The organism is Geobacillus sp. BMUD (assembly GCF_013096845.1).
GTDB classification, from domain to species: Bacteria; Bacillota; Bacilli; order Bacillales; family Anoxybacillaceae; genus Geobacillus; species Geobacillus vulcani.
Map to the genome: position 1 here is coordinate 18,965 of NZ_SDLA01000020.1, position 22,915 is coordinate 41,879.

The 22,915-nt window shown below is 54.5% G+C and carries 25 protein-coding genes and 1 pseudogene; 14 read left to right on the plus strand and 12 right to left on the minus strand.

Annotated features, from left to right (window positions below; all coding sequences use genetic code 11):
• Window positions 1-418: 418 nt before the first annotated feature.
• Complete coding sequence (locus ETC05_RS15675; RefSeq protein ID WP_051870843.1) at window positions 419-1,939, plus strand: o-succinylbenzoate--CoA ligase; 1,521 nt, start codon at window positions 419-421, stop codon at window positions 1,937-1,939.
• Between the two features lie 145 nt (window positions 1,940-2,084).
• On the opposite strand, the gene ETC05_RS15680 is transcribed toward ETC05_RS15675, so the two are convergent.
• Window positions 2,085-2,282 carry a hypothetical protein gene (locus tag ETC05_RS15680; protein ID WP_031407529.1) on the minus strand — a complete coding sequence of 66 codons (198 nt, stop codon included), beginning with the start codon at window positions 2,280-2,282 and terminating at the stop codon, window positions 2,085-2,087.
• 65 nt (window positions 2,283-2,347) lie between these two features.
• On the minus strand, window positions 2,348-2,509 hold the full coding sequence (locus ETC05_RS15685) for a DUF1540 domain-containing protein (RefSeq protein WP_071880173.1): 162 nt from the start codon (window positions 2,507-2,509) through the stop codon (window positions 2,348-2,350).
• A gap of 177 nt (window positions 2,510-2,686) precedes the next feature.
• Between ETC05_RS15685 and ETC05_RS15690 the strand changes: the two genes are divergently transcribed.
• The 4 genes from ETC05_RS15690 to ETC05_RS15705 all read left to right on the plus strand — a co-directional run bounded on the left by ETC05_RS15690 (window position 2,687) and on the right by ETC05_RS15705 (window position 7,760).
• A complete protein-coding gene (locus ETC05_RS15690) occupies window positions 2,687-2,977 on the plus strand; it encodes a DUF2325 domain-containing protein (protein ID WP_066229858.1) in 291 nt (96 codons plus the stop codon).
• Between the two features lie 17 nt (window positions 2,978-2,994).
• On the plus strand, window positions 2,995-3,483 hold the full coding sequence (locus tag ETC05_RS15695) for a hypothetical protein (protein WP_171661392.1): 489 nt from the start codon (window positions 2,995-2,997) through the stop codon (window positions 3,481-3,483).
• Between the two features lie 143 nt (window positions 3,484-3,626).
• A complete protein-coding gene (locus tag ETC05_RS15700) occupies window positions 3,627-5,705 on the plus strand; it encodes a hypothetical protein (RefSeq protein WP_171661393.1) in 2,079 nt (692 codons plus the stop codon).
• A 96-nt stretch (window positions 5,706-5,801) separates the two neighbouring features.
• Complete coding sequence (locus ETC05_RS15705) at window positions 5,802-7,760, plus strand: beta-propeller fold lactonase family protein (protein WP_171661394.1); 1,959 nt, start codon at window positions 5,802-5,804, stop codon at window positions 7,758-7,760.
• Window positions 7,761-7,900: 140 nt separating this feature from the next.
• On the opposite strand, the gene ETC05_RS15710 is transcribed toward ETC05_RS15705, so the two are convergent.
• From ETC05_RS15710 to yidD, 5 genes are all read right to left on the minus strand, one after another.
• On the minus strand, window positions 7,901-8,932 hold the full coding sequence (locus ETC05_RS15710; RefSeq protein WP_171661395.1) for a cytochrome d ubiquinol oxidase subunit II: 1,032 nt from the start codon (window positions 8,930-8,932) through the stop codon (window positions 7,901-7,903).
• 146 nt (window positions 8,933-9,078) lie between these two features.
• Window positions 9,079-10,428, minus strand: coding sequence for a cytochrome ubiquinol oxidase subunit I (locus ETC05_RS15715; protein WP_031407540.1), 1,350 nt, complete (start codon window positions 10,426-10,428; stop codon window positions 9,079-9,081).
• A 282-nt stretch (window positions 10,429-10,710) separates the two neighbouring features.
• Entirely contained in the window at window positions 10,711-11,697 is a 987-nt protein-coding gene (locus tag ETC05_RS15720; RefSeq protein ID WP_171661396.1) for a metal ABC transporter substrate-binding protein, read from the minus strand.
• Window positions 11,698-11,951: 254 nt separating this feature from the next.
• Window positions 11,952-13,169 carry a GTP-binding protein gene (locus ETC05_RS15725; protein ID WP_171661397.1) on the minus strand — a complete coding sequence of 406 codons (1,218 nt, stop codon included), beginning with the start codon at window positions 13,167-13,169 and terminating at the stop codon, window positions 11,952-11,954.
• A gap of 237 nt (window positions 13,170-13,406) precedes the next feature.
• Window positions 13,407-13,634, minus strand: a complete 228-nt coding sequence (gene yidD / locus ETC05_RS15730; protein WP_407059693.1) for a membrane protein insertion efficiency factor YidD — start codon at window positions 13,632-13,634, stop codon at window positions 13,407-13,409.
• A 186-nt stretch (window positions 13,635-13,820) separates the two neighbouring features.
• On the opposite strand from yidD, the gene ETC05_RS15735 reads away from it, so the two are divergent.
• The gene (locus ETC05_RS15735; protein WP_031407548.1) at window positions 13,821-14,297 is read left to right on the plus strand and encodes an S-ribosylhomocysteine lyase; all 477 of its coding nucleotides are present in this window, start codon (window positions 13,821-13,823) and stop codon (window positions 14,295-14,297) included.
• A gap of 21 nt (window positions 14,298-14,318) precedes the next feature.
• Here the strand turns inward: ETC05_RS15735 and ytzI are convergent, their stop codons facing one another.
• Both ytzI and ETC05_RS15745 read right to left on the minus strand, forming a co-directional pair.
• A complete protein-coding gene (ytzI, locus tag ETC05_RS15740) occupies window positions 14,319-14,477 on the minus strand; it encodes a YtzI protein (RefSeq protein WP_171661398.1) in 159 nt (52 codons plus the stop codon).
• A 26-nt stretch (window positions 14,478-14,503) separates the two neighbouring features.
• Window positions 14,504-14,644 carry a hypothetical protein gene (locus tag ETC05_RS15745; protein WP_171661399.1) on the minus strand — a complete coding sequence of 47 codons (141 nt, stop codon included), beginning with the start codon at window positions 14,642-14,644 and terminating at the stop codon, window positions 14,504-14,506.
• A gap of 97 nt (window positions 14,645-14,741) precedes the next feature.
• Between ETC05_RS15745 and ETC05_RS15750 the strand changes: the two genes are divergently transcribed.
• The 4 genes from ETC05_RS15750 (at window position 14,742) to ytkD (ending at window position 16,688) form a co-directional block, all read left to right on the plus strand.
• On the plus strand, window positions 14,742-15,182 hold the full coding sequence (locus ETC05_RS15750; protein ID WP_031407552.1) for a Dps family protein: 441 nt from the start codon (window positions 14,742-14,744) through the stop codon (window positions 15,180-15,182).
• Between the two features lie 194 nt (window positions 15,183-15,376).
• The gene (locus tag ETC05_RS15755) at window positions 15,377-15,772 is read left to right on the plus strand and encodes a phage holin family protein (protein ID WP_031407554.1); all 396 of its coding nucleotides are present in this window, start codon (window positions 15,377-15,379) and stop codon (window positions 15,770-15,772) included.
• 57 nt (window positions 15,773-15,829) lie between these two features.
• Window positions 15,830-16,162: a hypothetical protein gene (locus ETC05_RS15760; protein WP_031407556.1), complete on the plus strand. Its 333-nt coding sequence runs from the start codon at window positions 15,830-15,832 to the stop codon at window positions 16,160-16,162.
• A gap of 58 nt (window positions 16,163-16,220) precedes the next feature.
• Complete coding sequence (gene ytkD / locus ETC05_RS15765; protein WP_031407558.1) at window positions 16,221-16,688, plus strand: RNA deprotection pyrophosphohydrolase; 468 nt, start codon at window positions 16,221-16,223, stop codon at window positions 16,686-16,688.
• A 116-nt stretch (window positions 16,689-16,804) separates the two neighbouring features.
• Here the strand turns inward: ytkD and ETC05_RS15770 are convergent, their stop codons facing one another.
• The 3 genes from ETC05_RS15770 to ETC05_RS15780 are packed head-to-tail and all read right to left on the minus strand — an operon-like array spanning window position 16,805 to window position 19,442.
• Entirely contained in the window at window positions 16,805-17,614 is an 810-nt protein-coding gene (locus tag ETC05_RS15770; protein ID WP_171661400.1) for an ABC transporter permease, read from the minus strand.
• Window positions 17,598-18,419 (minus strand): ABC transporter ATP-binding protein, encoded by an 822-nt coding sequence (locus ETC05_RS15775; protein ID WP_031407562.1) that lies wholly within the window; start codon window positions 18,417-18,419, stop codon window positions 17,598-17,600. The genes ETC05_RS15770 and ETC05_RS15775 overlap by 17 nt, the downstream gene beginning before the upstream one ends.
• Before the next feature lie 18 nt (window positions 18,420-18,437).
• Complete coding sequence (locus tag ETC05_RS15780) at window positions 18,438-19,442, minus strand: ABC transporter substrate-binding protein (RefSeq protein WP_171661401.1); 1,005 nt, start codon at window positions 19,440-19,442, stop codon at window positions 18,438-18,440.
• Between the two features lie 213 nt (window positions 19,443-19,655).
• Between ETC05_RS15780 and ETC05_RS15785 the strand changes: the two genes are divergently transcribed.
• The 4 genes and pseudogenes from ETC05_RS15785 to ETC05_RS17925 form a co-directional block, all read left to right on the plus strand.
• Window positions 19,656-20,444, plus strand: coding sequence for an alpha/beta hydrolase family protein (locus tag ETC05_RS15785; RefSeq protein WP_171661402.1), 789 nt, complete (start codon window positions 19,656-19,658; stop codon window positions 20,442-20,444).
• Window positions 20,445-20,659: 215 nt separating this feature from the next.
• Window positions 20,660-20,902 carry a DUF2584 domain-containing protein gene (locus ETC05_RS15790; protein ID WP_031407567.1) on the plus strand — a complete coding sequence of 81 codons (243 nt, stop codon included), beginning with the start codon at window positions 20,660-20,662 and terminating at the stop codon, window positions 20,900-20,902.
• A gap of 462 nt (window positions 20,903-21,364) precedes the next feature.
• Window positions 21,365-22,279, plus strand: coding sequence for an Rpn family recombination-promoting nuclease/putative transposase (locus ETC05_RS15795; protein ID WP_171661403.1), 915 nt, complete (start codon window positions 21,365-21,367; stop codon window positions 22,277-22,279).
• 491 nt (window positions 22,280-22,770) lie between these two features.
• Window positions 22,771-22,915 (plus strand): annotated as a pseudogene (locus ETC05_RS17925) (RNA-guided endonuclease TnpB family protein); the annotation flags it as partial.

The window sequence follows — 22,915 nt, forward strand, 5'->3', positions numbered from 1 at the left end:
CGCGAGATTTTCATCCCCGGGTGGAGGGCAGATCGCGCTGCCCATGGACCTTTTCTGTGAAAGGGCTTTCTCTTTTTGGTTTAAAAGACCGGTGATGAAAAGAGCAGGTCGCTTCACCGCCTTGTTTCTCCAAATGGAGAAACTTTGCGGCATCGGCTTCTCATTTCATGTGATCCGACGTCAGCTAGGGGCGATCACTGTTTTTCACCAACCTTCTAGAGAGCTGATGATTTTACAGGAACCTGCGGCTCAACAAACGTGTGCGCTCCATGGGCAGCCGTTTCTATTCCTGGGTTGCGGATCGAAAAGGAGCTGACGATTGGGCTTGTCCACGAGGCAACTCGGCCCGCTTCAGCAATGGAACGGACATTCCCACGTTGACCGCGGGCGGAAAAAGGAACGAACGGAGGGAAAACAGATGACGACGATGCCAAACTGGCTGAAGCAACGGGCATGTTTAACCCCGGAGCGGATGGCTGTAAGCGACGGCAAGCAGGAAAAGACGTTTGCCGAGCTGTATGAAGCGGCCGCAGCTTGGGCACGGCGCCTTGCGCGGGCGGGCGTCAAGGAAGGGGATGTAGTCGCGCTGCTCATGAAAAATCGCATCGAAATGGTCGAGATCATTCATGCGCTGTTTTTGCTCGGCGCCCGCGTCTTACTGCAAAACGTGCGCCTGACGCCCTATGAGCTTGGCTGGCAGCTCGACGACAGCGGGGCGCGGCTTGTCATCGCCGATGAGGAGCTGGCCGGCCGCCTCAGCGGCGACGGGCGCGTTCTTACCATAGGTGCGTTGGCTGGGTTGCCGGAAGCGGTCGCTTCCTTCAAAGAAACGTGCGATTTGGAGGAAACCGCCACGATCATGTATACGTCTGGGACGACCGGCACTCCGAAAGGCGTCTTGCAAACGTATGGCAACCATTGGTGGAGCGCGGTCGGCTCGGTGCTCAATTTAGGCTTGCACGAGCGCGACTGTTGGCTGGCCGCTGTACCGCTGTTTCACATCAGCGGCCTGTCGATCGCCATGCGCAGCGTCATTTACGGCATGCCGATGCGGCTGCAAACATCATTCGACCCGAAAGAAGCGAACGAATGGATCATGCGCGGCGACGTGACGATCATGTCAGTCGTGGCTGCCATGCTTCAGCGGATGATGGCTGAGCTCAGGGAAGCCCGCTATCCCGATACATTCCGCTGCATGCTGCTCGGCGGCGGGCCGGCGCCGCTCCCGCTGCTTGAGGCGTGCAAAGAAAAAGGCATCCCGGTGTACCAGACGTACGGGATGACGGAAACGGCATCGCAAGTCGCGACGCTCGCGCCGGAATATAGCTTGACCAAACTCGGTTCCGCCGGCAAGCCGCTGTTTCCGGCCGAGTTGCGCATTGTTAAGAATGGGCGACAAGCCGCGCCGTATGAAGAAGGGGAAATTGTGGTCAAAGGGCCGAATGTGACGAAAGGCTATTTGCACCGCCCCGAGGAGACCAAACAAGCGATCCGCGATGGCTGGCTGTACACAGGCGATATGGGTTATCTCGATGAGGATGGGTTTTTGTATGTGCTGGACCGCCGTTCCGATTTGATCATTTCCGGCGGTGAAAACGTCTATCCCGCGGAAGTTGAAGCAGTGCTGCTGTCGCATCCCGCTGTCGAGGAAGCCGGGGTGACCGGCGTCGAGGATGAAACGTGGGGACAAGTGCCATATGCGTTCGTCCGCCTGAAACACACAGCGGCGGCGGATGAGGCGGCGTTGCGGGCGTTTTGCCGCGAGCGGCTGGCGAAATATAAAGTGCCGGCCCGCATTTACTTTGTCGACGAACTGCCGCGCAACGCCGCGCAAAAACTGCTGCGCCGAGAGCTGAAAAGGCTCATTCCAAAAACGGAACAAACAGATAGCGCTGAAAACGCTTGTTCCGAAAGCGGAAAAGGCAGGGGCCTCGCCTAGTCGGGGTTCCTGCCTTTTTGTCGCTGCGGCCAAACCTCGTTCACCCATCTAGGTTCAGCCACCGTGGCCCCTGTCCTCTAATAGGCGGGCTGCCATCAAACTTCGATTCTCGCTCAATATGGCGTTGGTTCCGAAATGGAGGCCCTCAAACGTCATCCATCCACCCGAGTTCAGCGGCTCGACCGGCTATGAGCCGCTCAATGTCAGGCGGGAGATGGTCAAATGAGCCGAACTCATAATCCCACAAACGGACAAAGGAGTCGATGCAAGCCGGGTGGGCTCCAAAAGCGGCGCGCTTCACTTCATTTTGCAACGCCTGAATGAGGCTGGCTCGTTTGTCCATCGTCATCTCCCTCGAACGAGGCAAGCGCCGCCCGGTCGGCCGGGCAGCGCCTCGTTCGTCTCGCATTATGCTTCGTGGGCCGGAACAAACGTTTTGCAATCTGTTTCCGTTGAATCGGCCGCCATTTTCCCTGCATGGCTGACCACGTAAATGGCTTCAGCGCTGCAGCGGTTCCCTTCCGCCCAATAACGGCAGTTGCGAACTTCGCAAAGAACATCTTTCGCCATGGTCATCCCCCTTGTTGTGATGAAATCGCCCGCACCTATAGTTTGGTACACGCAAAGGAATTTATGAGCGGAGGAACGGAAAAGTAGAAGTGAGAATATGTATCATTTTAATTGACATAGAAAATCATTCTCAATTAAAATAAGAAAAGAAAGAAGCGAGCAAAGGAGGCTTTTGTGATGGCATCACTGCTTGTTGTCGGAGCCGATCATTTAGGCCATATTACCGATAAATTGGAGCGTTCCGGATTCCGGGAAATCATTCATCTTAACGGACGGAAAGTGAATATGGTGAAACGCGACATTCCGGAGCATGTCGACGCCATATTGGTCATGATCGATTACGTGAACCATAATTTGGCGAAGAAAGTGAAAGAAAAGGCGAAAAGCAAAGACAAGCCCATTTATTTTGCAAAACGGTCATGGAGCTCGATTCACGCCGTATTGGAGCAGCTTGAAAAACATGCATGAACAAAAGGAGGCGAGCCATGGTGCCTATCCAGCACGAGACGTTGGACGTCTGGCCGCATGCGCTGCGCCGATTTCTCCGCTCCGTCCTGCAGGCGTATTGTGAAACCGCTCCTTCGCTGCGGTCGCCGCTTTTCTTGCTGCGGCTGATTGATCAGCATCGTTCGCTCCTTCCTTTGTCGATGTTTCCGACGCCGCTGCATTACGGCCTTGTGTTGGCCAAGGTGACGGATCATTTGCTGCAGTTTTTCGGTTCAAGGGAAGAGGCGGCGTGCAAGCCGCTGTTGCTGGCGGACGGCGGATGGGGCGAAGAAGCGGACCGGGAGTTGTACATCATTTACCGCGATCGGGTTCGTGTGCTGCTATGGTGTGAGGAAGAGGAAGCGATTTGGCGCTGCAAAGAAACGGCGTCGTCCTTATGCCGCAAAGCGATCGGACATTGTCCGAACGAACTGGAATGTTGCTTTTTATGGACGGGCGGACGCCGCATTGAGTGGATTCCCGCTTAAGGGAACGAGAAGAGGCATGAAAAGCGCCTTTCTCGGGCGTGTGATGGAATGGATTCCGGCTTGAATGAAGGGGATCGACGGCGTATAATGAAATAGGTTGAAAATGAAAATCGTTATTTTTAAAGAAAATGGGGGAGCAAGCCATGAAGCGCATGCCTTGGAAAGTGATGGCCACATCGGCGGCGGTGTCACTGCTATTGGCGTCCGGCTGTTCCGCCGTCGGGGAAAAAGAGAACAAACGTTCAGCGGAAGCGCCGCGTCTGCACGTGCCGGTAGCGGACGATCAGTTTGATACGGCCGGCAATATGTTTGCCTACTCGGAGTTTGAGCTTTCCGGCGAACCGTTGGCGGAAGGGCTCGGACTGGACTTGGATACGCTCGATGCAAGGAAACTTGACAAGCCGACGAAATTTGACTATACGGCCGGCATCGAGTCGTACGAGTATTCGGAAGAGGCGATGTACGAAGTCGTGGAAAAGTCCGGGCTCGGACTTCATCTCATTCACGGCCCGATCGCCAAAAAGCGCGCGGAACAACAGCAAAAGCCTGCCGATCAGGCGCTTGCCGACCGTTTTTATGAGCTTGCCGACAGCGTCGGCTATCCGCGTGAGGAAATTTTCCGCAACATGTTTCCGACGTTCATTGAATATGCCGGCGGCGACCCGCATTATGCGCAAAAGGTCGACACGGACGTGTACGCGGAAAATGACGACGGCACATACGTTCCTGTCTATCAAGTCGATTTTCAATCGCTCCGTTGGGATCGCGGAAAAATGGAGAAAGTGCTCACGCCGGCAGCTTACGGCGGCGTCTTTTTGAAGCAGGCGCTTTGGGCCGGCGACTTTTTGGGCAATTTCCATCAAAAAGACAGTGACGAAGAAGTGGAAGCGAAAACGCCAAACGACGACCAAAGAGGGAACGTCGCTCTTGGTGTCAGCTCCGCCGACGGGCTGCAAGGGATGATTTTGACGGAACAAATATGGAACAAGCTCGCTTTCATCCGCGACCATTTGTTTTATGATGCGAAGCGACAGGCGTTGACGAAAGCAGCGGGCAGCCGCTACAACCCAAGCGGCGGATTTGTCTATTTGCCGCATGCCGTGGAAGTGGCCGAAGGGGGAAGCGAGCTGGCGCCGGATGCGGCGAAGCTGGTCGTCAAAGATCCCCGCAGCTTGCTTGCGGATCAATGGCTGATGCTTTGGCCGGCGGCGGAGTTTTTCGGCATGACCGACCAGCGTCCGGAAAACCAAAACCAAAATCCGGCGTTTTTGGCCGTGTTTGACGGAAGCCCGTTCCCGAAAGCGGCGAAGGAAAATGTGGATGCCGATCCAGCCAACGACCGCACGGCCGACGACCCGTATTCCGTCAACCGCGACGTGCTGCTGCAAGTGTTCCGCAACATCGATGCCATGCATTTCAATGAACAGGCGGGTGCGTTTGTGACCGAACATGACGGCCATGCGCAAGGAAAGCGGGTCGATACGTTCCACGCCGGTTATACGATGGAAGCGCTCCGCATTTTTGAGCGCGCCATTGATGGGTTGCCGGTCGGCTATGCGAGCGGCGAGAGCGCCAAAGGGCTTGGCACGCCGGAAGGAAAGCGGGCGCTTGAGATGATCCGCCGGCAAGCGGACTTTATCTTGAAACACTTGATGCGAAAAGACGGGCTGGTCGCCAACGGCTACACGATCGGCCAAGGGCCGGATCAAGAGGAGCCGACGCTGCTTGCCCAGCTTGGCGCCATCCGCGGGCTGACGGCGGCGTTTTTGGCGACGAAAAACGAAGCGTACCGCGATGCGGCGCGCCGTGTTTACGAGGCGATGGACCGCCATTTTTGGGATGAAACATGGCATGTGTACCATACCGGCGAAAAAGAGGACAAGTACACCCCATGGCTCGCCGGCGCGTTGTCGGGCGTGTTCCGCGTCGCGCTGCAAAACTTGAACAACGACCAAGCCGGTGAGACGGCGAAATCGTTGGAACGCGAAACGATCATCTCCCGCTACGTCGACTTTTACGACCGGATCGTCGACGGGCCGACGCTTTCCGAAGGGATGCAGGCGAGCGAGTTTTGGGATACGGGGGATGTGTACATCAAAGGGAAAACATTGGGCAACACCGACCGCGACCATGTGCCGCAAGTGCAGTCAGCCGGCGGCAAATACGGCGTCGCGCCGGTGTTGCGGACGGTCAAAATCGAAGCCGGCTCCGGCAGCGACTAACAGGAAGGAAAAGCGGCGAATGCGATTGAGATTCGCCGCTTTTCTTTGTAAAATTGAGGATGGTTATCATTTTCGTAAAAAAACGGGGGAATGGAAATGCGCACATGGTGGTTCGCCCTGGCGGCGGCCGTTTTATTAGCCGGCTGCCAGGCCGAGAAAGCGTGGCAAGAAAAGCCGAAAACGACAAGGCACGCCCCGGCGCACGGCGACAACATCGCCATCAGCAGCGACGGACGCTATGTCTACACCGCCAACATTGACGTCGATACGGTGACGGTCGTCAACACGAAAACAAAGAAGAAGGAGGCGGAGATTCCCGTCGGCCGCGAACCGCGCCAACTCGCGCTCAGCCCGGATGGACGGACGCTGTATGTTTCCTGCATGTATGATGATGAAGTGGACGTGGTGTCGCTTGCCAAGCGGAAAGTCATTGGTCGTTGGAAAACGGGCATCGAGCCGTTCGGCATCGTCACCAGCCCCGACGGGACGGAAGTCTACGTAGCCAACTACCGCTCGGGCACGGTCTCGGTGTTTGACGCCGAGAGCGGGAAGCGAATCAAAGACATCCAAGCGGGGGACCGCCCGCGGGCGCTGGCGCTGACAGCGGACGGAAGGAAGCTGTACGTGACGCAATATTTGGCCGCGAAAGTCACCGTGATTGACGCGAAAAAACGGAAGGTCATCAAGGAAATCGCCCTCGCCCCGTCGCCGGATCAAGCCGACCGGAAAAAAAGCCAAGGCCTCCCGAACACACTCGAGCAAATCGTCATCGCGCCGGACGGGAAGAAGGCGTACGTTCCGCATTTATTGACGAATGTCGACACGCCGATTCAATTTGAGGAAACGGTGTTTCCGGCCATTTCGGTCATTGATGTGACGAACGACGTTGAGTTGAGGGACGAGCGGAAAGAGCTGTTTGCTGCCATCAATGTCACCGATGTCCATAACGAGACGATCATCGTTTCCAATCCGTACGATGTGGCGTTTTCGCCGGACGGCGGCAAAGCGTACGCGGTCATGTCCGGCAGCGAGGATCTCGTCGTCTTCGACTTGCGCCGCGGCGGCAAGGCGACGCAAATTTTGCGCCGCATCCACGGCAACAATCCGCGCGGGGTGGCGATCTCGCCTGCGGGAAACGTCTTGTACGTCCACAACGCCATGAGCCATGATGTCGCGGTGATCAACACCGGCGGGAAAAGCCCGTATGCGAAAGCGAAGCAGGAAGACGGCACGATCCGCCTCATTGCCAAAGATTCGCTCTCCCCGCTCGTGCGCGAAGGGAAAACGATCTTTTACAGCGCAAACAGCGACGAATTTGCCATCAATATAACAGGTAATAACTGGATGAGCTGCGCGTCGTGCCATAGCGACGGCGACATCAACGGCTTGACGCTCATGACGGCGAAAGGGCCGCGCAACGTGCCGAGCAACATTTTGGCGACGAAAACAGGGTTGTTTATGTGGGACGGCTCGCGCGACGATTTTACCGACTATATTCATACGGTGCAAGGTGAGATGGGCGGCATGACGGCGATCGACCCGTCCAAGCCGCTGCCGCCGAAAGTCCAGCATATGTTTGACGCCATGCTCGCCTACTTGAATGACCCCCGCTCCTTCCCAGTGCCGAAAAGCCCGTACCGAAAGGCGGACGGCCGTTTGACGGAGGAAGCGCAGGAAGGGGAGCGGCTCTTTAACGGGAAAGGGAATTGCTTACGCTGCCATGGGGGCGAATATTTCACCGACAGCGTCAAAGCGGTCGGGCCGGACGGCAAATTGACGACCGCCAATACCGCTTATTTGCATGATATCGGCACGGCCAACCCGAAGGACCGCGCCTCCCAAGGCGACGCCCGCGCCCGGTTCACAAACCCGCGGACGCCGAAGCAGTGGGATACGCCAACGCTGCGCGGCGTCTGGGCGACCGCTCCGTATTTGCATGACGGCAGCGCGAAAACGATCGAGGAAGCGATCCGCCGCCATCGGACGAAAGAAGTGTCGACGTTGACCCCGGGGGAAATCGCGGCGATCGCCGCCTACGTCCGCTCGTTGCAATAACGAGGGGGAAAACAGGGGCAGGCGGTGAAACAGGCCTTGCGGGGTTCCCGCCGCGCGGCGGTCCGGGAAAAGGCGCACCTAGCTGTGTGGAGCGCCTTTTCCCATTTATTTTGGCCGCGCATTTTCTGTCTTTTCTCCATTTATTTTGGCCGCACATAGCGTTTGTCGTGCATGAACAGCCGCCAGAAATAGACGAAGCCCGGAAACAAAATCAGGAAGCCGATGATGTAAGAGACAAACAGCGCCCGGAATGTGTCCGGATGGGTAAAGGCCGACTCGATCGTCACATCCGGATATACCATATAGGGCAGATGGGCTTTTCCATAGGCGTAACTGGCGAGAAAATACTGAATGACAATCGCAACGACCGCCAACCGCGGCCGCCCCCGCACGCCCGGATGCTTCGCCGACGGCAGCAGCAACGCCATGCCCGCGGCGGCGAACATCGCTACCGAGCCGGCGAGCCAAGGCCAATACTCCATCATGTTGTCATACAGCCATGCCGCTTCGTTGTGCATCGTCAACATCATGCCTGCGGCCATCAGCAGCGAAATCGGCCCGGTAATCCAAGCGTCGCGCCGATACAGGCGGTAGGCTTCCCGATCTCCGGCTTCGAGCGAGTAGTCCGCCAATAAAAGAGAGGAGAGAAACAGCGTGCTCGAAATCGCAAAGCCCATAAAGGAATAGGCGTGGGGGCTGGTAAAAAAGCGTTTCAAATTGAGCGTCGGAACGCCCGCATCGACCTCGATGAACGTTCCATGCGTGATCGGCAGCACGCTGATGAGCAGAGCCGGGATGATGATGCCGGTGAGGCCGGAAATATAGGTGAGCGCTTTTTCATATTCTTTCGCCACGTGGGCAAAGACCAAGAAAGCGCTGCGGATGGCGAGCAAGATCAAAATGATGCTGCCGGGGACAAGCAGCACCGTCCCGAGCAGGAAGGCGGCGCCGGGAAAAAAGCTGAACAAGGCGACGACAATGGCGACGATAAAGACATTGGTCACCTCCCAGGTAGGCGATAAATAGCGGTTGGCAATCTTCGTGGCGTTCGCTTTGTCGCGATGAATGTAGATCATCGACCAAAACCCGGCGCCAAAATCCATCGTCGCCATGACCGCATAGATGAAAATAAATCCCCACAGCACCGAAACAGCGATCAACTCGTTTGTCATCAACGTTCCCCTTTCTAGGAGATAGGTGATTTAAGGAAGAATGGCGCTCCTGACAGCGTTGCTCAATGGACACATGCTGCGACATCAGACTTGATCCCTTTCGGATTCTCGCCAATGGAGCGAAGCGGCTGTTTTTCACCAGCCTTCTAGACGGACAACGTGTCCTCGCCAGGCGATGGTCGCAGGTCATCCGCCACCGGATGGCGGCGGAAATAGTAGCGAAGCACGAGCACGACAGCGATGCTCAACAAAAGGTAAATCGCCACGAACAACACAAACAAGACCGCTAAATTTTCCGTTTGCGTGACGGCGTCTTCTGTTTTCATCATCCGGTAAATGACCCATGGCTGTCTCCCAGTGCAGGCGAAAATCCAGCCGCATTCAATGCCGATTACTGCCAGCGGCCCGGCGGCGACGAAGCTGTAGAGAAACCAGCGCGGAAAATCGAGAGAAGCTCGCCGCTTTTGCCAAATCCAAGCCGCGATGGACAAAACCAAAAGAAACATGCCGATCCCTACCATGGCGTTGAACAGCGTGTGGACAAACAGCGGCGGCCACCATTCTTTTGGAAAGTCGTTCAGCCCTTTGACGACCGTGTCGAAACGGTTGCCAGCTAAAAAGCTGAGCGCCCATGGAATTTCGATCGCCCATTTGACCGATTGCGTTTCCGGATCGGTCCATCCGCCGATGGCCAGCGGGGCATGGGATTGGGTGTCAAACAGCCCTTCAGCGGCGGCCAGTTTTTCCGGCTGGTACTCGTGCAGAAGCTGGGCTGATTCATGGCCGTTGATCGCGGTCAGCAGCGAGAAGACGCCGCCGACCGTCAACGAGAGCTTGAGCGCCTTTTGGTGAAACCGGCGCACTCGTTCGTCCTGCCGGGCGCGCAATAACTGATAAGCGGCGATGGAAGCCAACACGAACGCCCCGGTCATATAAGCGGACAAAACGACGTGTCCGGCCGTGACGAAAAAGCTTGGGTTGAAAAAGGCCGCCCACGGGTCGACATCGACGATTTCACCGTTTTCGATCCGAAATCCCGCCGGTGTGCCTTCAAACGCATGGACATTCGTAATCAAAATGGCGGAAGCGCTGGCGCCGAGGGCGACAAAACACACGCTGACAATCCGCATCCATGGAGAGATGCGGTCAGCGGCGTACACATAAATCGACATGAACAGCGCTTCAATAAAAAAGGCGTAAATCTCAATTTGAAACGGAAGCGACATCACCTTTCCGATCACTTCCATAAACCCCGGCCATAAGAGCGATAGCTGCACCCCGGCGATGGTGCCGGACGGAATGGCGACCCCAAGCAAAACCGCCAATCCTTTCGTCCACCGTTTCGCCATGATCGCGTAATCGCGGTCTTTCGTCTTCTGGTACAGAAGCTCCGCCAATAAAATCAGCAGCGGGATTCCGACGCCCAGTGTGGCGAAAATGATATGAAAGGCCATCGTCGTCCCGAATAAGCTGCGGGCAATACCCAAATCGTCCACGTTCAGCCATTCCTTTCTTTTTTCTTTATGGTCTGCCAATGTTCCGTAAGTTATTCTGAATGTCGGCTGCTGGCAAGCGGAATGTTTCCTGTTGCCGCGAGGGGAAGGGGCAAAGAGGAGGGCGCAGCGGCGTGAACCGTTCTCGTCGATCAAGGGCGCGGGAGCAGCAAAAAGGTTTCGGCCCCAACCGCGCTGGCTTGGGGCAAGCGGGGATCAATGAAGGCGGCCATGCAGCGGCAAAAAGGGCGTCTCATCGCTGGTTGAGACGCCCTCGGGGTGTTCTTATTGAAGCGCTGTTTGCAATGTACGAACATTTTCCTCCATGATGGCGAAATAATCGCGCCCCGCTTTTCGATCGGCATCGGTCAGCGATTCCAAGTTATGCAGACGGAGCGGTTTGGCGCCGAGTTCGTTTTGAATCACTTCCGCTGTTTTCGGATGAATGTTTTGTTCAAAAATCATATAGCGGATATGATGCTGTTTCGCCGTTTCGATCAGCTGCGCCAGCGCTTTTTGCGACGGTTCATTGCTTGGCGACAGCCCGGAAACGCTCAGCTGCTTGATTCCGTAGCGATCTTCCCAATATCCGTACGCCTGGTGGGAGACAAGAATTTCTTTTTTCGGCGCTTTTTCGATGACCGATCGGAACTGGGCGTCAAGACGCTCGAGCTTTGTCTTTACGGTTTCAAAGTTTTTCCTAAACAGCTCTTTTTTTTCCGGCTTCAGTTCCGTCAGCAGATCGCGAATGTTCTCGGCGATCACGATCGAGCGGATCGGATCAAGCCATACATGGGGGTCTTGGTCTCCGTGTTCGTGGCCATGGTCTGCCTGATCGTTTTCGCTGTGTTCGTCTTTGTGCGCTTCGTCATGCTCATGCTCGTTTTCATCGTTGGCTTCAAGCCATTCAATGCCTTTGGTGGCCACGAAAAATCGGACATGTTCATGTTGCAACGTTTCTTTCAGCTTTTCGGCGAACGGTTCCATTCCGTGGCCGATGTAAATGAAGGCATCCGCTTGGGCAATCTGCTGCACGGTTTTGGTCGTCGGTTCGAACGTATGAGCTTCCGCCCCCGGCGGATACACGCTTTTCACGATTACGGCGTCGCCGCCGATCTTTTTCGCAAAGTCTTCGAGCGGATACACTGTCGTGTAAATCGTTAACCGGTCTTTCGATGTTTGGGCTTCGTTTGTCTCCGGCTTCGATTGACAGCCATACAGCAAAGCGCTCAGCGTCAAAAGGAGAGACAAAAGGATGGACGTTGTTCTCATAGGGAACTCCTTTCTTGACTTACAGATGTCCGCTTTTTTATTTTATCGTAATCATTACGATTTGAAAATGATCAATCATCATTGACAAGGACGGCAAACACCGCCGTTGCCCGCCCGTCAACGGTATTTCGCCAAAAAACATTCATAAAGACATGCTCTTTGCCCCTAGGTGATTTTTACAGGAGTTTGGCGATAGGGTCCTGTCTCATCGATTGCGGCAAAAACGCAAACTGTTTCCGCCAAGCTTTGCGTTATTACGAAATATCTCCAGCAGCAGGCGGCGCGAAGTCATCTGAAGGAATCAATGAAGGGAACGGATTCGGAAACAAAGCCCAATCTTCCTTCATCTCCTCGTCGGTCAGCAAACATTGATCCAACGAGCGTGCGATGTCATCCGCATTCATGTGAATACCGATTAACACGAGTTCGGTCATGCGATCGCCGTAGGTCTCATCCCATTTTTCCCGCCATGTCTCCTCTTCTTGCAAGAACAGTTGTCTATCTTCCTCTGGATAGGAAGCGATCCATCGTCCTGCTGCTTGGATGGAGACGGATGTTCCCGCTTGGGATAGGAGAACGCATACGTCATTCCAAGGCGCAAGCCAAAGAAAGCCTTTCGCGCGAACCACCTCTGTTGGCCAGTTTTCAAGCCAATTCATCAACCGTTCCGGATGAAACGGCCGCCTTCTTCGATACACAAAGGAGGAGATGCCGTATTGCTCGGTCTCGGGTGTGTGCTCTTCATTCAGCTCTTTGATCCAACCCGCTGATTGGCTCGCTTTTTCAAAATCAAATAAGTGAGTGTTTAAAATGGAATCAAGCGGCACTTGGCCGAAGGTTGCCGGGAGGATGACAGCTTCCGGATTGAGCTTGTGAAGCACGGTTTGCAATTTTTGCGCTTCCTCCGGCGAGACAAGATCGATTTTATTGACGATAATGACATTGGCGAATTCGATTTGTTCAATGAGCAAATCCGCGATTTCTCGGCTGTCCGTTTCATCGACGGCCTGTTGGCGGTCAAGCAAGGTTTCGCCCGAGGAAAAGTCCGCCCAAAAACGATTGGCGTCGACCACCGTCACCATCGTGTCTAAACGGCATTTTTTCGACAAGTCGATTCCCAGTTCTTCGTCTAAATAAGTAAAGGTTTGAGCGACGGGAATCGGCTCGCTAATTCCGGAAGATTCAATGACAATATAGTCGATCTCCCCGTTTTCAACGAGCTGGTCAACCGCTTTGATTAAATCCTCCCTCAAGGTGCAGCAAATGCAGCCGTTTTGGATTTGCACCAGCTTTTCCTCCGTGCGGAAAAAGCCGTTTTGCCGAATCAGCTCGGCATCCACATTGATTTCGCTCATATCGTTGACAATGACGGCGATTTTTTTCCCTTCGCGATTGTGCAAGATATGATGAAGCAAGGTTGTTTTTCCAGCCCCTAAATAACCGCTTACTACCGTGACAGGAATTTTGTTCATCTGCCCCGCCTCCTTCTTGAAAATAGTAATCATTACGATTTAACAAGATTGATCATACAAAAAAATCAACCAAATGGCAAGAGGGAAGTGATTTTGTGGCTCCTCATCAAAAGATGTGTTCGACTTGTAAAGACAAACATGATCGTCGTATTGACCAAAGAGGCGGGTGCCATGAAAAGAAAACATGCTGTTTTGATTTTTGGCATGATCGGTCAAGGACAATTTGTGGCAAAGAGACTATTTTGTTTCTTTCAGACGCTGAGATGGTTCAGGAACGGGGTCAAAACCGCCTGGATGGAACGGATGGCACTTCAAAATGCGCTTTGTCGTCAGCCATCCTCCTTTGAGCGCGCCGAAGCGGCGGATCGCTTCAATCCCGTAGTTCGAGCAGGTCGGGTAAAAGCGGCATGTCGGCGGTTTGAGCGGTGAGAGAAACCGCTGGTAAAAGCGGATGAGCGCGATCATGAGTTGGGCCAACCGAAACCATTCCTTTCCGTGTTTCACTGTCTTTAGCATAGGATAAATGGGTTCGAGATTCAAGAAAAAGACGCGTGAGGGAAAGCGAGGAGCGGAAGCAGGCAAAAAAGGTGCGGGACGGGCGCCGTTTTGGTTATGATAAAAACGAAACCAAATGGTCAGGAGTGATGGAACATGCCTTCACCAGTGGAAAGCTTTGAGCTGGATCATTGCGCGGTCAAAGCGCCGTACGTGCGGCACTGCGGCGTTCACAAAGTCGGCAGCGACGGCGTCGTGAATAAGTTTGACATTCGTTTTTGCCAGCCAAACAAAGAGGCGATGGATCCGGCGGCGATTCATACGCTCGAACATTTATTGGCGTATACGCTGCGCAAACATGCGGCGAAATACGATCATTTCGATATCATCGACATCTCGCCGATGGGCTGCCAGACCGGATTTTACCTTGTCGTAAGCGGATCGCCGACCGTGGACGAAGTCATCGATTTGCTGGAAGAAGCTATGAAGGACGCGCTCGACGCGGCGGAAGTGCCGGCGGCAACTGAGCGGCAATGCGGCCAGGCGAAGCTGCATGACCTCGAGGCGGCCAAACAGTTGATGCGCGTTTGGCTGTCGCAGGAGAAAGAAGAGCTAAAAAAGGTGTTTGGCTGATGAACAAGCCGGCCCGCGCCGCTACTGCGGCTGCTTCGGGCCGGCTTGTTGTTCGCTGCCGCGCTCGTTTGGAAGCGGATCGATCGTATGCTTGTACGCGTACGCTTTGGAAGTCGTGATGACCGCTAAAGCGAGGACAACAGCGGCGATGATGAGGCAAATGGCTAATGTCCAGTACATGATGAGACCCACCTTTTTTCTTTCCATTATAACATACAAAAAGCGTCTTCCCCGCCGCGCTGCTTCGTCTTTTTCTTCCCGCCCCCGCCGGCAAACGGACCGGGTGCGTCTGCGTCCGCCAAACGGGCGGCTGCTTTTTCCTTTTCCGCTTGTCTTGGACGATTCATATTTCCGGCGGAATCGGGAGAAGCTATCCATCGGCAGGTTTCCCATGTTTCATCAACAAGCGGGCTGGGTACAAGAACCATGAGGAGGAGTGAGACGATGGCCAACCAGCTGATCGATCTTGTCAACAAGCAAATCGCCAACTGGACCGTTTTGTATGTGAAGCTGCACAACTACCATTGGTATGTCACCGGTCCACAGTTTTTTACGCTGCATGAGAAATTTGAGCAGCTTTACAATGAGGCGGCCACCCACATTGACGCCCTCGCTGAACGGCTGTTGGCGCTCGGCGGCAAGCCGGTGGGGACGATGAAAGACTGCCTCGAGCAGGCGTCCGTCAACGAAGCAACGGGAGCCGAAACGGCGGAGCAAATGGTGGCTGCGATTGTCGGCGACTTTGAAACGATGATTGGTGAATTGAAAGAAGGCATGCAGCTCGCGGAGGAAGTGAACGACGAAACGACGGGCGACATGTTGCTTGGCATTCACCGAAACTTGGAAAAACACGTTTGGATGCTGAAATCGTTCCTCGGACGTTGATCAGGCGGGATTCATCTTCCTTGGAAGCGAATGCTTCCCGGTGATTGACGGCAACGAGAAAGGCTGTCCTCCACAGGTGGGACGGCCTTTTTCTTTGTCGAAAAAGGGAGATTTTTTAGGGAATGCGCCGCGTCGCGTTCTCTCCTCCAGGCATACGATAGTTACGCGTATCCTATGTTCAAGGAGGGGGGAGCATGAATAAGCCGATTCCGATGGTTGCCGTGTCGCTGTTCGGTTCGTTTCTGTCACTGTTTGTCGGCAGCGTGGACTCATTTGTCGTGATTTTGCTCGCGTTGGTCGTTGTCGACTACCTCACCGGCATCGCCGCCAGCGCTGTCGAAGGCAAGCTATCGAGCCAAGTCGGATTTCGCGGCATCGTTCGCAAACTGCTCATTTTCGTTCTGGTGGCGGCGTCGCATCTCGTCGATTTGGCCATTGGATGGAACATGCATGTAATCCGCGACGCGATCGTGTTTTTCTATATCGCCAATGAGTTTATCTCCATCATCGAAAACGCCGGCCGGGCGGGCGTCCCGATCCCGTCCGTGCTCCGCAAGGCGATCGAGCTGTTGAAAGATGAAATGAAATAAGCATATTGTTTCCGGATTGCCCCATACTAAGCAAAAAGGCAAAAGGAGTGGACGAAGGTGGCAGACGAACGGAAAAAGACGTATTACGTCTCGATGGCGACCGGGGAAATTTCGCAGTTGAAGACCGCGTCGCCGTGGGATTTTGAGATTCAAGCGACCGATCGTGAAATCGCCCAACTGCGGGAATATTTTGACCAAAATTACTCGACCGATTGGCAGGCGTTTTGGCGCACCCATGTGCCGTATGTCCAATACCACTATGATCGGGAAAACGATGCGTACGACCGGACGCTTGTCGACATTTACAAAATGATTTATGAGCTTGGCAATGAGGAAGCGAAAGCGCACATCCGCTCGATTGGCATCCTTCCTGATGAAAAAGAAGAGTAAACGCCGCGAGTCGAGCGGCGTTTTTCTGTATAATGGGGAGAGGAAAGGGGAGAGTCCGATGCACGAATTCCGGGATTGCTACGGACACCGCGTTCGACTGGCCTTTCGCGTTCATCCGTTTTCCTCTTCTCCGGGGCATGTGTGGGTCATTTGCCGCTATGGCGGACGATGGCTGCTGACCAATCATCCGCGCCGCGGCCTCGAGTTTCCCGGCGGCAAGGTGGAAAAGGGGGAAACGGCGGCGGAAGCCGCGGTCCGCGAAGTGATGGAAGAAACAGGCGGCATCATCCGCCAGCTCGAATACATCGGCCAATATGAAGTGGAGCCGGATATTGTGAAAGACATTTATTTTGCCGACATCGCGGCGCTCATCGAGCGGGAGTCGTATGCGGAGACGAACGGCCCGGTGCTGCTTGAGGCGCTGCCGGATGACATCCGCGGCGATGATCGGTTCAGCTACATCATGAAAGACGATGTCCTTTCGCTTTCGCTTGCCGAGTTGAAGCAGCGTGGGTGGATCGATTGAAAAGGGGGCGTCGATCGACGGCTCCCAAAGATGGATTTCTCCAAAGCGGCGGATGCCGGCTCATCCGGGCGGCACCAATGAAACGAGACGCCCCTCAACATGTGGCGGGCGTCCCGCTAGCGGCGGCTTCCCCATTTTTTCTCGATCAAGGCGACAAGCTGATACATCACGGTCGACAGCAAGGCGACAATGAGCAGGCTCATCAACACAAGGGTGAAGTTGAACACTTGGAAGCCATAAATGATCAAATACCCGAGCCCTTGTTTCGAGACGAGAAATTCGCCGGTGATGACGCCGACCCAGGCGAGGCCGACGTTCACTTTCAGCGTGGAAATGATGGCCGGAAACGACGCCGGCAGCACCGCTTCTTTGAAACATTGGTAGCGGGTGGCGCCGAACGTCTGCAATACTTTCAAATAGTTGGGATCGACCTCTTGGAACGCCGAATAGACGACGATCGTCGTGATGATGATCGAAATGACGACGCCCATGGCGATAATCGACGTCAAGCCCGGCCCGAGCGCGACGATGAAAATCGGTCCGAGCGCCACTTTCGGCATGGCGTTGAACACGACCAAATACGGATCTAGCGTCTTCGCCAGGCGCGGAAACCACCAAAGCAACGCGCCGATCAGCGCCCCGCCGGCCGTGCCGATGAAAAAGCCGAGCAATGTTTCGAGCAGCGTCGCCCATGTATGGACGAACAGAGAATGATCACTCATTTTTTCGGCAAACAGCTTGACGATGGACGACGGAGAGCTGAACAAAAGCGGGTCGACCCATTGGAAGCGGCTCGCCGCTTCCCAGACAGCGAAAAAGGCGACAAGCAAGACGGCCTGAAAGAGGTGGATGGCCCGCTGTTCTTTGCGCAAGGCGGCAAGGTATTGGGCGTGCTTCGTTTCAATTCGTTTATTGGGCGGATTCAAGGGCCTCCATCTCCTTCCAAATGGATTGAAAGAGCGCCGGAAACGATGGATGCTGGCGGGCGGCAAGCGGCGGGCGCCCTCGCAGATCGTCCGGGACGACGAACGTCTTCGCCAGGCGGCCTGGGCGCGGAGAAAGCAAGAAAATGCGGTCGCTCATGGCGATGGCCTCTTCAATGTCATGGGTGACAAGAACCGCTGTTTTTTCGTATTGCCGCAATGTGTTCCAAACGAGCTCTTCGAGTCTCAGCTTCGTCTGCTGGTCGAGGGCGGAAAACGGTTCATCGAGCAACAAGAGTTTCGGATCGGTCGCTAAGGTGCGCACAAGCGCCGCACGCTGGCGCATGCCGCCCGACAGCTGACTCGGGTAATACGATTCCACGCCGGCCAAACCGATTTCCGACAGAAGAGCGAGCGCTCGCTCTTTGGTGTCAGCGTTCAGCGTGTTGGTGATTTTCAACCCGAGAAGGATGTTTTCTTCGATCGTTTTCCACGGAAACAAGTAGTCTTGCTGAAGCACGTAGCCGACCGCGCGGCGGATGGATGAATTCGATCCGGCCGCCCGGCGCGCCATAGCGGCGTTCGTTTCCCGCGGCCAAAGCAGTTCGCCGTCGATGCGGACCGATCCTTCCGTCGGTTCAATGAGCCCGGCGATGATCGACAGCAACGTCGTTTTGCCGCAGCCGCTTGGGCCGAGAAAGGAGACGAATTCTCCTTTCTCGACGGACAGCGACACTTGATCGAGCGCGGTGACGGCGGTCGTTTTCGTCAAATACGTGTGCGAGAGGCGGTCGATGGCAAGAAACATCCGATTCACCCGCTTTCGTTACTCATTCATCGCTTGTTTGGCAAACGATGAATCCACCAGCATTTCAAGATCGATCCGCTTTGGCAGTTCGCCGGCTTCGTCCATGATCGTTTGCAAGTGGTTCCATTCGTCTTCATCCAAAATCGGATCGGTCGCGTAGGTTCCTTGGCTTTTGTAGCGATCAACCACTTTTTCGATGAGGGCCAAATCGGTGTCTTTGAAATACGGCTGAATGGCTTTCGCGATGTCCGAGGCGCTGTGCGATGCGACCCATTGCTGGGCTTTGTAGATGGCGCGCGTGAATTTTTCAATGACGTCTTTGTTCGCTTTTATATAGCTTTGTTTTGCCATGTACGATGTGTACGGGACGCGCCCGGACTCGGTGCCAAAGGAAGCGACGATGTAGCCTTTTCCTTCTTGCTCAAAAATGCTTGCGGTCGGCTCAAACAGCTGGACGAAATCGCCGGTCCCGCTCGCAAACGCGTTGGCGATGTTGGCAAACTCGACGTTCTGGATCAATTTCAAGTCCTGGTGCGGGTCGATGCCGTGTTTTTTCAACACAAATTCGCCGACCATCTGCGGCATGCCGCCTTTCCGCTGGCCGAGGAACGTGCTTCCTTTCAACCTCTCCCACGTAAAGTGGTCAATTTTTTTACGGGAAACGAGAAACGTGCCATCGGTTTGCGTGAGCTGCGCAAAATTGATGACCGGATCGTCCGTCCCTTGCGCATAGACATAAATGGATGTTTCCGAGCCGACCAAGGCGATGTCGGCGCCGCCGGACAGCAGCGTCGTCATCGTTTTGTCGCCGCCCCATGTCGTCGTCAGCTCGACATCGAGCCCTTCTTCTTTAAAGAAGCCTTTTGCTAAGGCGACGTACTGCGGCGCGTAAAAAATCGAGTGCGTCACTTCGGCGAGCCGGACGTTTTTCAGCGGCTTTTCTCCTTGGCCGTTGCCGTTGTTGCAGGCAGCGAGCGGCAAAAGGAGAAGAAGCGAACACAACCATACCGCCCATTTTTTCATGTGGTCTAACCCCCTTTTCGTCCACGTGTAGTGAACAGTGGCTTCACCTTATCGTATGCACGGGCGAAAAATGTGTGAATGCCTAGAAAAAATGGGCGGTGAGCCGAGAACGGGCGGCGGACGGGACGCTTTGCGCGCACCCGTCGGCTTTCGGATGAGGGGAATCGGGAACAAGACGGTGTGGTGGAGGTTGCATGGAAAGGAGCGAGCGCGATGGACGGGGACATCATCGACTACTATCGGTTTCCGTCGCCGCATCCGGGCATCGAGGTGTTCTTGGTCACCTATATGTCCCAAGGGCTGAAGGTGAAAGGATTTTTGGCTGTGCCAAACCAAAACAAGGTGTATGACGGGTTTTTGTATTTGCGCGGCGGGATCAAAAACGTCGGGCAAGTGCGGGTGCCGCGCCTCATCCAATTCGCGTCGCACGGCTTTGTCGTCTTCGCCCCGCTCTATCGCGGCAACGGCGGCGGGGAAGGGAACGAAGATTTTGTCGGCGATGACCGCTATGACGCCATCGCTGGATTTGAGCTTCTTCGCCGCCATCCGCTCGTCCATCCGGGGCGCGTGCACGTGTTTGGCTTCTCGCGCGGCGGGGCGATGGCGCTTCATACCGCCATGCTCGCTGAACGGGTTTGTTCCGTCGCGGTTTGGGGCGGTGTGACGGATGTGGCGCTGACGTACTGGGAACGTCCGGATTTGCGGCGGATGATGAAGCGCGTCATCGGCGGCACGCCGAACAAATGCCCGGAGCGCTATCGGCATCGAACCCCGCTTTACCATCTCGAGCGGCTTCGCGCGCCGGTGCTCATCATCCACGGCGAGCGCGATGACAACGTCTCGATCGAACACGCCTGGCGGTTGGAACGGCGATTGAAGGCGCTCGGCAAGCGAGTGACCGCGTGGTATTTTCCCGAGTTCACTCACTATTTTCCCCCGCGCGCCAACCGCGAGACGGTGAAAAGGCTTACAGCATGGATGAAACAACAGCCGACCGTGTGATACGATAGAAGGGGAAGCGGCCGAATGAAACAGCCTTCGCGGGGTCTGGTCTTTGATCGTCGGGAGCTTGCGGTCATGGCCGATGGGAGAGGGAGCGGCCGATCGTTCGATGAGCAAGAATCCGAACCAAGCTGTTGCCGGAAACCGGCTTGATGTCGCGAAGGGTTCAAACGGGCCGCGACTTGAATCGATCAAAAGCAAGGAGGTCGGAAATGATGGGCATGCCGATGGAGCTGCAGACGCTCATTGTGACCAAAGGAAACGAACAGCGCGTCCAAGGCAATTTGTTCGTGCTGAAAAAAGAAGGCTACCGCTTATATCCGCTCGACGTGCCGCTTGAAGTGCGCCGGACGCTGCAAAGCGAAGCGAGCGGCATCGCCGTCGTGAAAAAGCTGGAATGGGAAGACAATCGGACGACGGTGACGTACGAACTCGTCAGCTTATATTCGACGAATTGAAACATGATGGGCTGCAAGGAGCGGGCTTGATCAGTGCGGATTCATTTGGCAGGGGCGCAAACGGAAAAGCCGTCTGCGCCCTTAGTTTCGGTTCTTGCCGTCTTTAGCCTGTGTCGTCAGGGCGACTGACAAGGCTGGTGAAAAACCGCTGATTCCCTTCATCAATGGGGGAACGCGTGAAAAGCAGGACCGATGCAACAAGGTTTTTCTAGTTGAGAAATGATATTGCAAAGCGGTATCCACGATTCAATCACCAACCTCTTAGAGGACTGGTGAAAAACGGCCGCTTCGCTCGACTTGTCGGATATCACAAGGAATAAACGATGGTGTTACACGGCTTTGCCATTTGCGAAACAACGTTGGACAGCCGTAAATCGTCAGCCTCCTAATAAGGAAAAGAAGGAATTCGGCCACAAAGAGCGAATAAAATACAGCGAATTCAATGTCGCAAGGAGGGAAAACGTGACCAAACCGCGAATCGATCACGACCGGTTGTTCAAGGAGTTGCTGTCGACGTTCTTCGAAGAATTTTTGCTTCTCTTTTTTCCCGATGTGTACGAGCACATTGACGTTCGCCACCTCTCTTTCCTCTCAGAAGAACTGTTTACCGACGTCACGGCGGGGGAGAAGCATCGCGTCGACTTGTTGGTCGAAACGAAGATGAAGGGGGAGGAAGGGCTCATCATCGTCCATGTCGAACACCAAAGCTATGCCCAACAGACGTTCCCCGAGCGAATGTTCCTCTACTTTAGCCGCCTGTTTCAAAAATACCGCCGCCGCATTGTTCCAATTGCCATCTTCAGCTATGACGAATCCCGCGATGAACCTTCTTCGTGGCGCATCCAGTTTCCGTTCTTGACCGTTCTCGATTTTCGTTACTTGACGGTGGAGCTATGCAAACTGCCGTGGCGCGCGTACATCCGCCATGACAACCCCGTCGCCGCCGCCTTGATAAGCAAAATGGGGTATAATAAAGAAGAGAAAGTCGAAGTGAAAAAAGAGTTTTTGCGCATGCTCGTCCGCCTTGAGCTCGATGAGGCGAAACAGAGGTTGTTGTTCGGCTTTTTTGAAACATATTTGCGGCTGTCTGCAGAAGAGGAAGCGAAACTGCGAAACGAGGTGAGGCAAATGGAGACAAAGGAGGCGAAGCAAGTCATGGAACTCATCATTTCGTATGAACAGCGGGGAATGGAAAAGGGAATCGAACAAGGTATCAAACAAGGGATCAAACAAGGCATGAAACAAGGGCGCCAACAAGGGATCGAGGAAGGGAAGCTTGAGGTGGTGAAGCGCATGCTCGCTAAAGGATATGATGTCAACACGATCCACGAGCTGACCGGGCTGCCGGTTGAGAAAATCGAAAAGGTGAAGGAGTAAGCCGGCTCTTCGCTGCTAGGCTGGCTTGGTGACGTGCACCGTTCGATTGGTTTTTTAACCGACTGGAAAAGGCAGGAGCGCAAACACCCCCTCGGTTTGCGCTCCGCCATATGATGAAGCCAGACTGACTCCTTGACTAATCGAAAGGAGAAATTTCGTTACGCCTTTCCCCTGAGCCACCTTCTCTGTTGTGCGTTCTTGTATGTGCAAAAGAAACATGAGAATGGTCGAGGCGACATAGAACAACAAGGTGATAAGGAGTAACAGGGACGGCGATCCTAAACTGACAATCAAACTCCCGATCGGCCAGGCACTAAGTTTGATGAATTGATCTGTAGAGTCTATTTTTATCTTAATTAGGCGAGAAGACTCCCACTTCAACGAAGCGAAGCGGAGTAAGTGGGAGATGAATCGCCTTAACTATATTTTACTGAAAATAGTATAGATTCAGTAAAATTATAGTATCATATAGTTAGATGGGAGGTGAAAAAATGTATTTTTGTATCAAGCAACAGCTAAATGGTTTGACCAAAGAAGAATACTTGACTCTTAGAGAACTGTGCCATATTGCCAAGAACATGTACAACGTCGGATTGTACAATGTCAGACAATACTATTTTGAACACAAGGAATTTC

Excerpts from the sequence above, each read along its gene's own strand:
- ETC05_RS15745 (WP_171661399.1), bottom strand. The coding sequence starts at position 14,644 with ATGAATCGTCCAAGACAAGCGGAAAAGGAAAAAGCAGCCGCCCGTTTG.
- ETC05_RS15695 (WP_171661392.1), top strand. The coding sequence starts at position 2,995 with ATGGTGCCTATCCAGCACGAGACGTTGGACGTCTGGCCGCATGCGCTG.
- ETC05_RS15790 (WP_031407567.1), top strand. The coding sequence starts at position 20,660 with ATGGGCATGCCGATGGAGCTGCAGACGCTCATTGTGACCAAAGGAAAC.
- ytzI (WP_171661398.1), bottom strand. The coding sequence starts at position 14,477 with ATGTACTGGACATTAGCCATTTGCCTCATCATCGCCGCTGTTGTCCTC.
- yidD (WP_407059693.1), bottom strand. The coding sequence starts at position 13,634 with ATGATCGCGCTCATCCGCTTTTACCAGCGGTTTCTCTCACCGCTCAAA.
- ETC05_RS15675 (WP_051870843.1), top strand. The coding sequence starts at position 419 with ATGACGACGATGCCAAACTGGCTGAAGCAACGGGCATGTTTAACCCCG.
- ETC05_RS15710 (WP_171661395.1), bottom strand. The coding sequence starts at position 8,932 with ATGACAAACGAGTTGATCGCTGTTTCGGTGCTGTGGGGATTTATTTTC.
- ETC05_RS15775 (WP_031407562.1), bottom strand. The coding sequence starts at position 18,419 with ATGTTTCTTGCCATCGACCGCCTCTCGCACACGTATTTGACGAAAACG.
- ETC05_RS15700 (WP_171661393.1), top strand. The coding sequence starts at position 3,627 with ATGAAGCGCATGCCTTGGAAAGTGATGGCCACATCGGCGGCGGTGTCA.
- ETC05_RS15735 (WP_031407548.1), top strand. The coding sequence starts at position 13,821 with ATGCCTTCACCAGTGGAAAGCTTTGAGCTGGATCATTGCGCGGTCAAA.
- ETC05_RS15750 (WP_031407552.1), top strand. The coding sequence starts at position 14,742 with ATGGCCAACCAGCTGATCGATCTTGTCAACAAGCAAATCGCCAACTGG.
- ETC05_RS15755 (WP_031407554.1), top strand. The coding sequence starts at position 15,377 with ATGAATAAGCCGATTCCGATGGTTGCCGTGTCGCTGTTCGGTTCGTTT.
- ETC05_RS15680 (WP_031407529.1), bottom strand. The coding sequence starts at position 2,282 with ATGGACAAACGAGCCAGCCTCATTCAGGCGTTGCAAAATGAAGTGAAG.
- ETC05_RS15725 (WP_171661397.1), bottom strand. The coding sequence starts at position 13,169 with ATGAACAAAATTCCTGTCACGGTAGTAAGCGGTTATTTAGGGGCTGGA.
- ETC05_RS15720 (WP_171661396.1), bottom strand. The coding sequence starts at position 11,697 with ATGAGAACAACGTCCATCCTTTTGTCTCTCCTTTTGACGCTGAGCGCT.
- ETC05_RS15780 (WP_171661401.1), bottom strand. The coding sequence starts at position 19,442 with ATGAAAAAATGGGCGGTATGGTTGTGTTCGCTTCTTCTCCTTTTGCCG.
- ETC05_RS15785 (WP_171661402.1), top strand. The coding sequence starts at position 19,656 with ATGGACGGGGACATCATCGACTACTATCGGTTTCCGTCGCCGCATCCG.
- ytkD (WP_031407558.1), top strand. The coding sequence starts at position 16,221 with ATGCACGAATTCCGGGATTGCTACGGACACCGCGTTCGACTGGCCTTT.
- ETC05_RS15705 (WP_171661394.1), top strand. The coding sequence starts at position 5,802 with ATGCGCACATGGTGGTTCGCCCTGGCGGCGGCCGTTTTATTAGCCGGC.
- ETC05_RS15690 (WP_066229858.1), top strand. The coding sequence starts at position 2,687 with ATGGCATCACTGCTTGTTGTCGGAGCCGATCATTTAGGCCATATTACC.
- ETC05_RS15685 (WP_071880173.1), bottom strand. The coding sequence starts at position 2,509 with ATGGCGAAAGATGTTCTTTGCGAAGTTCGCAACTGCCGTTATTGGGCG.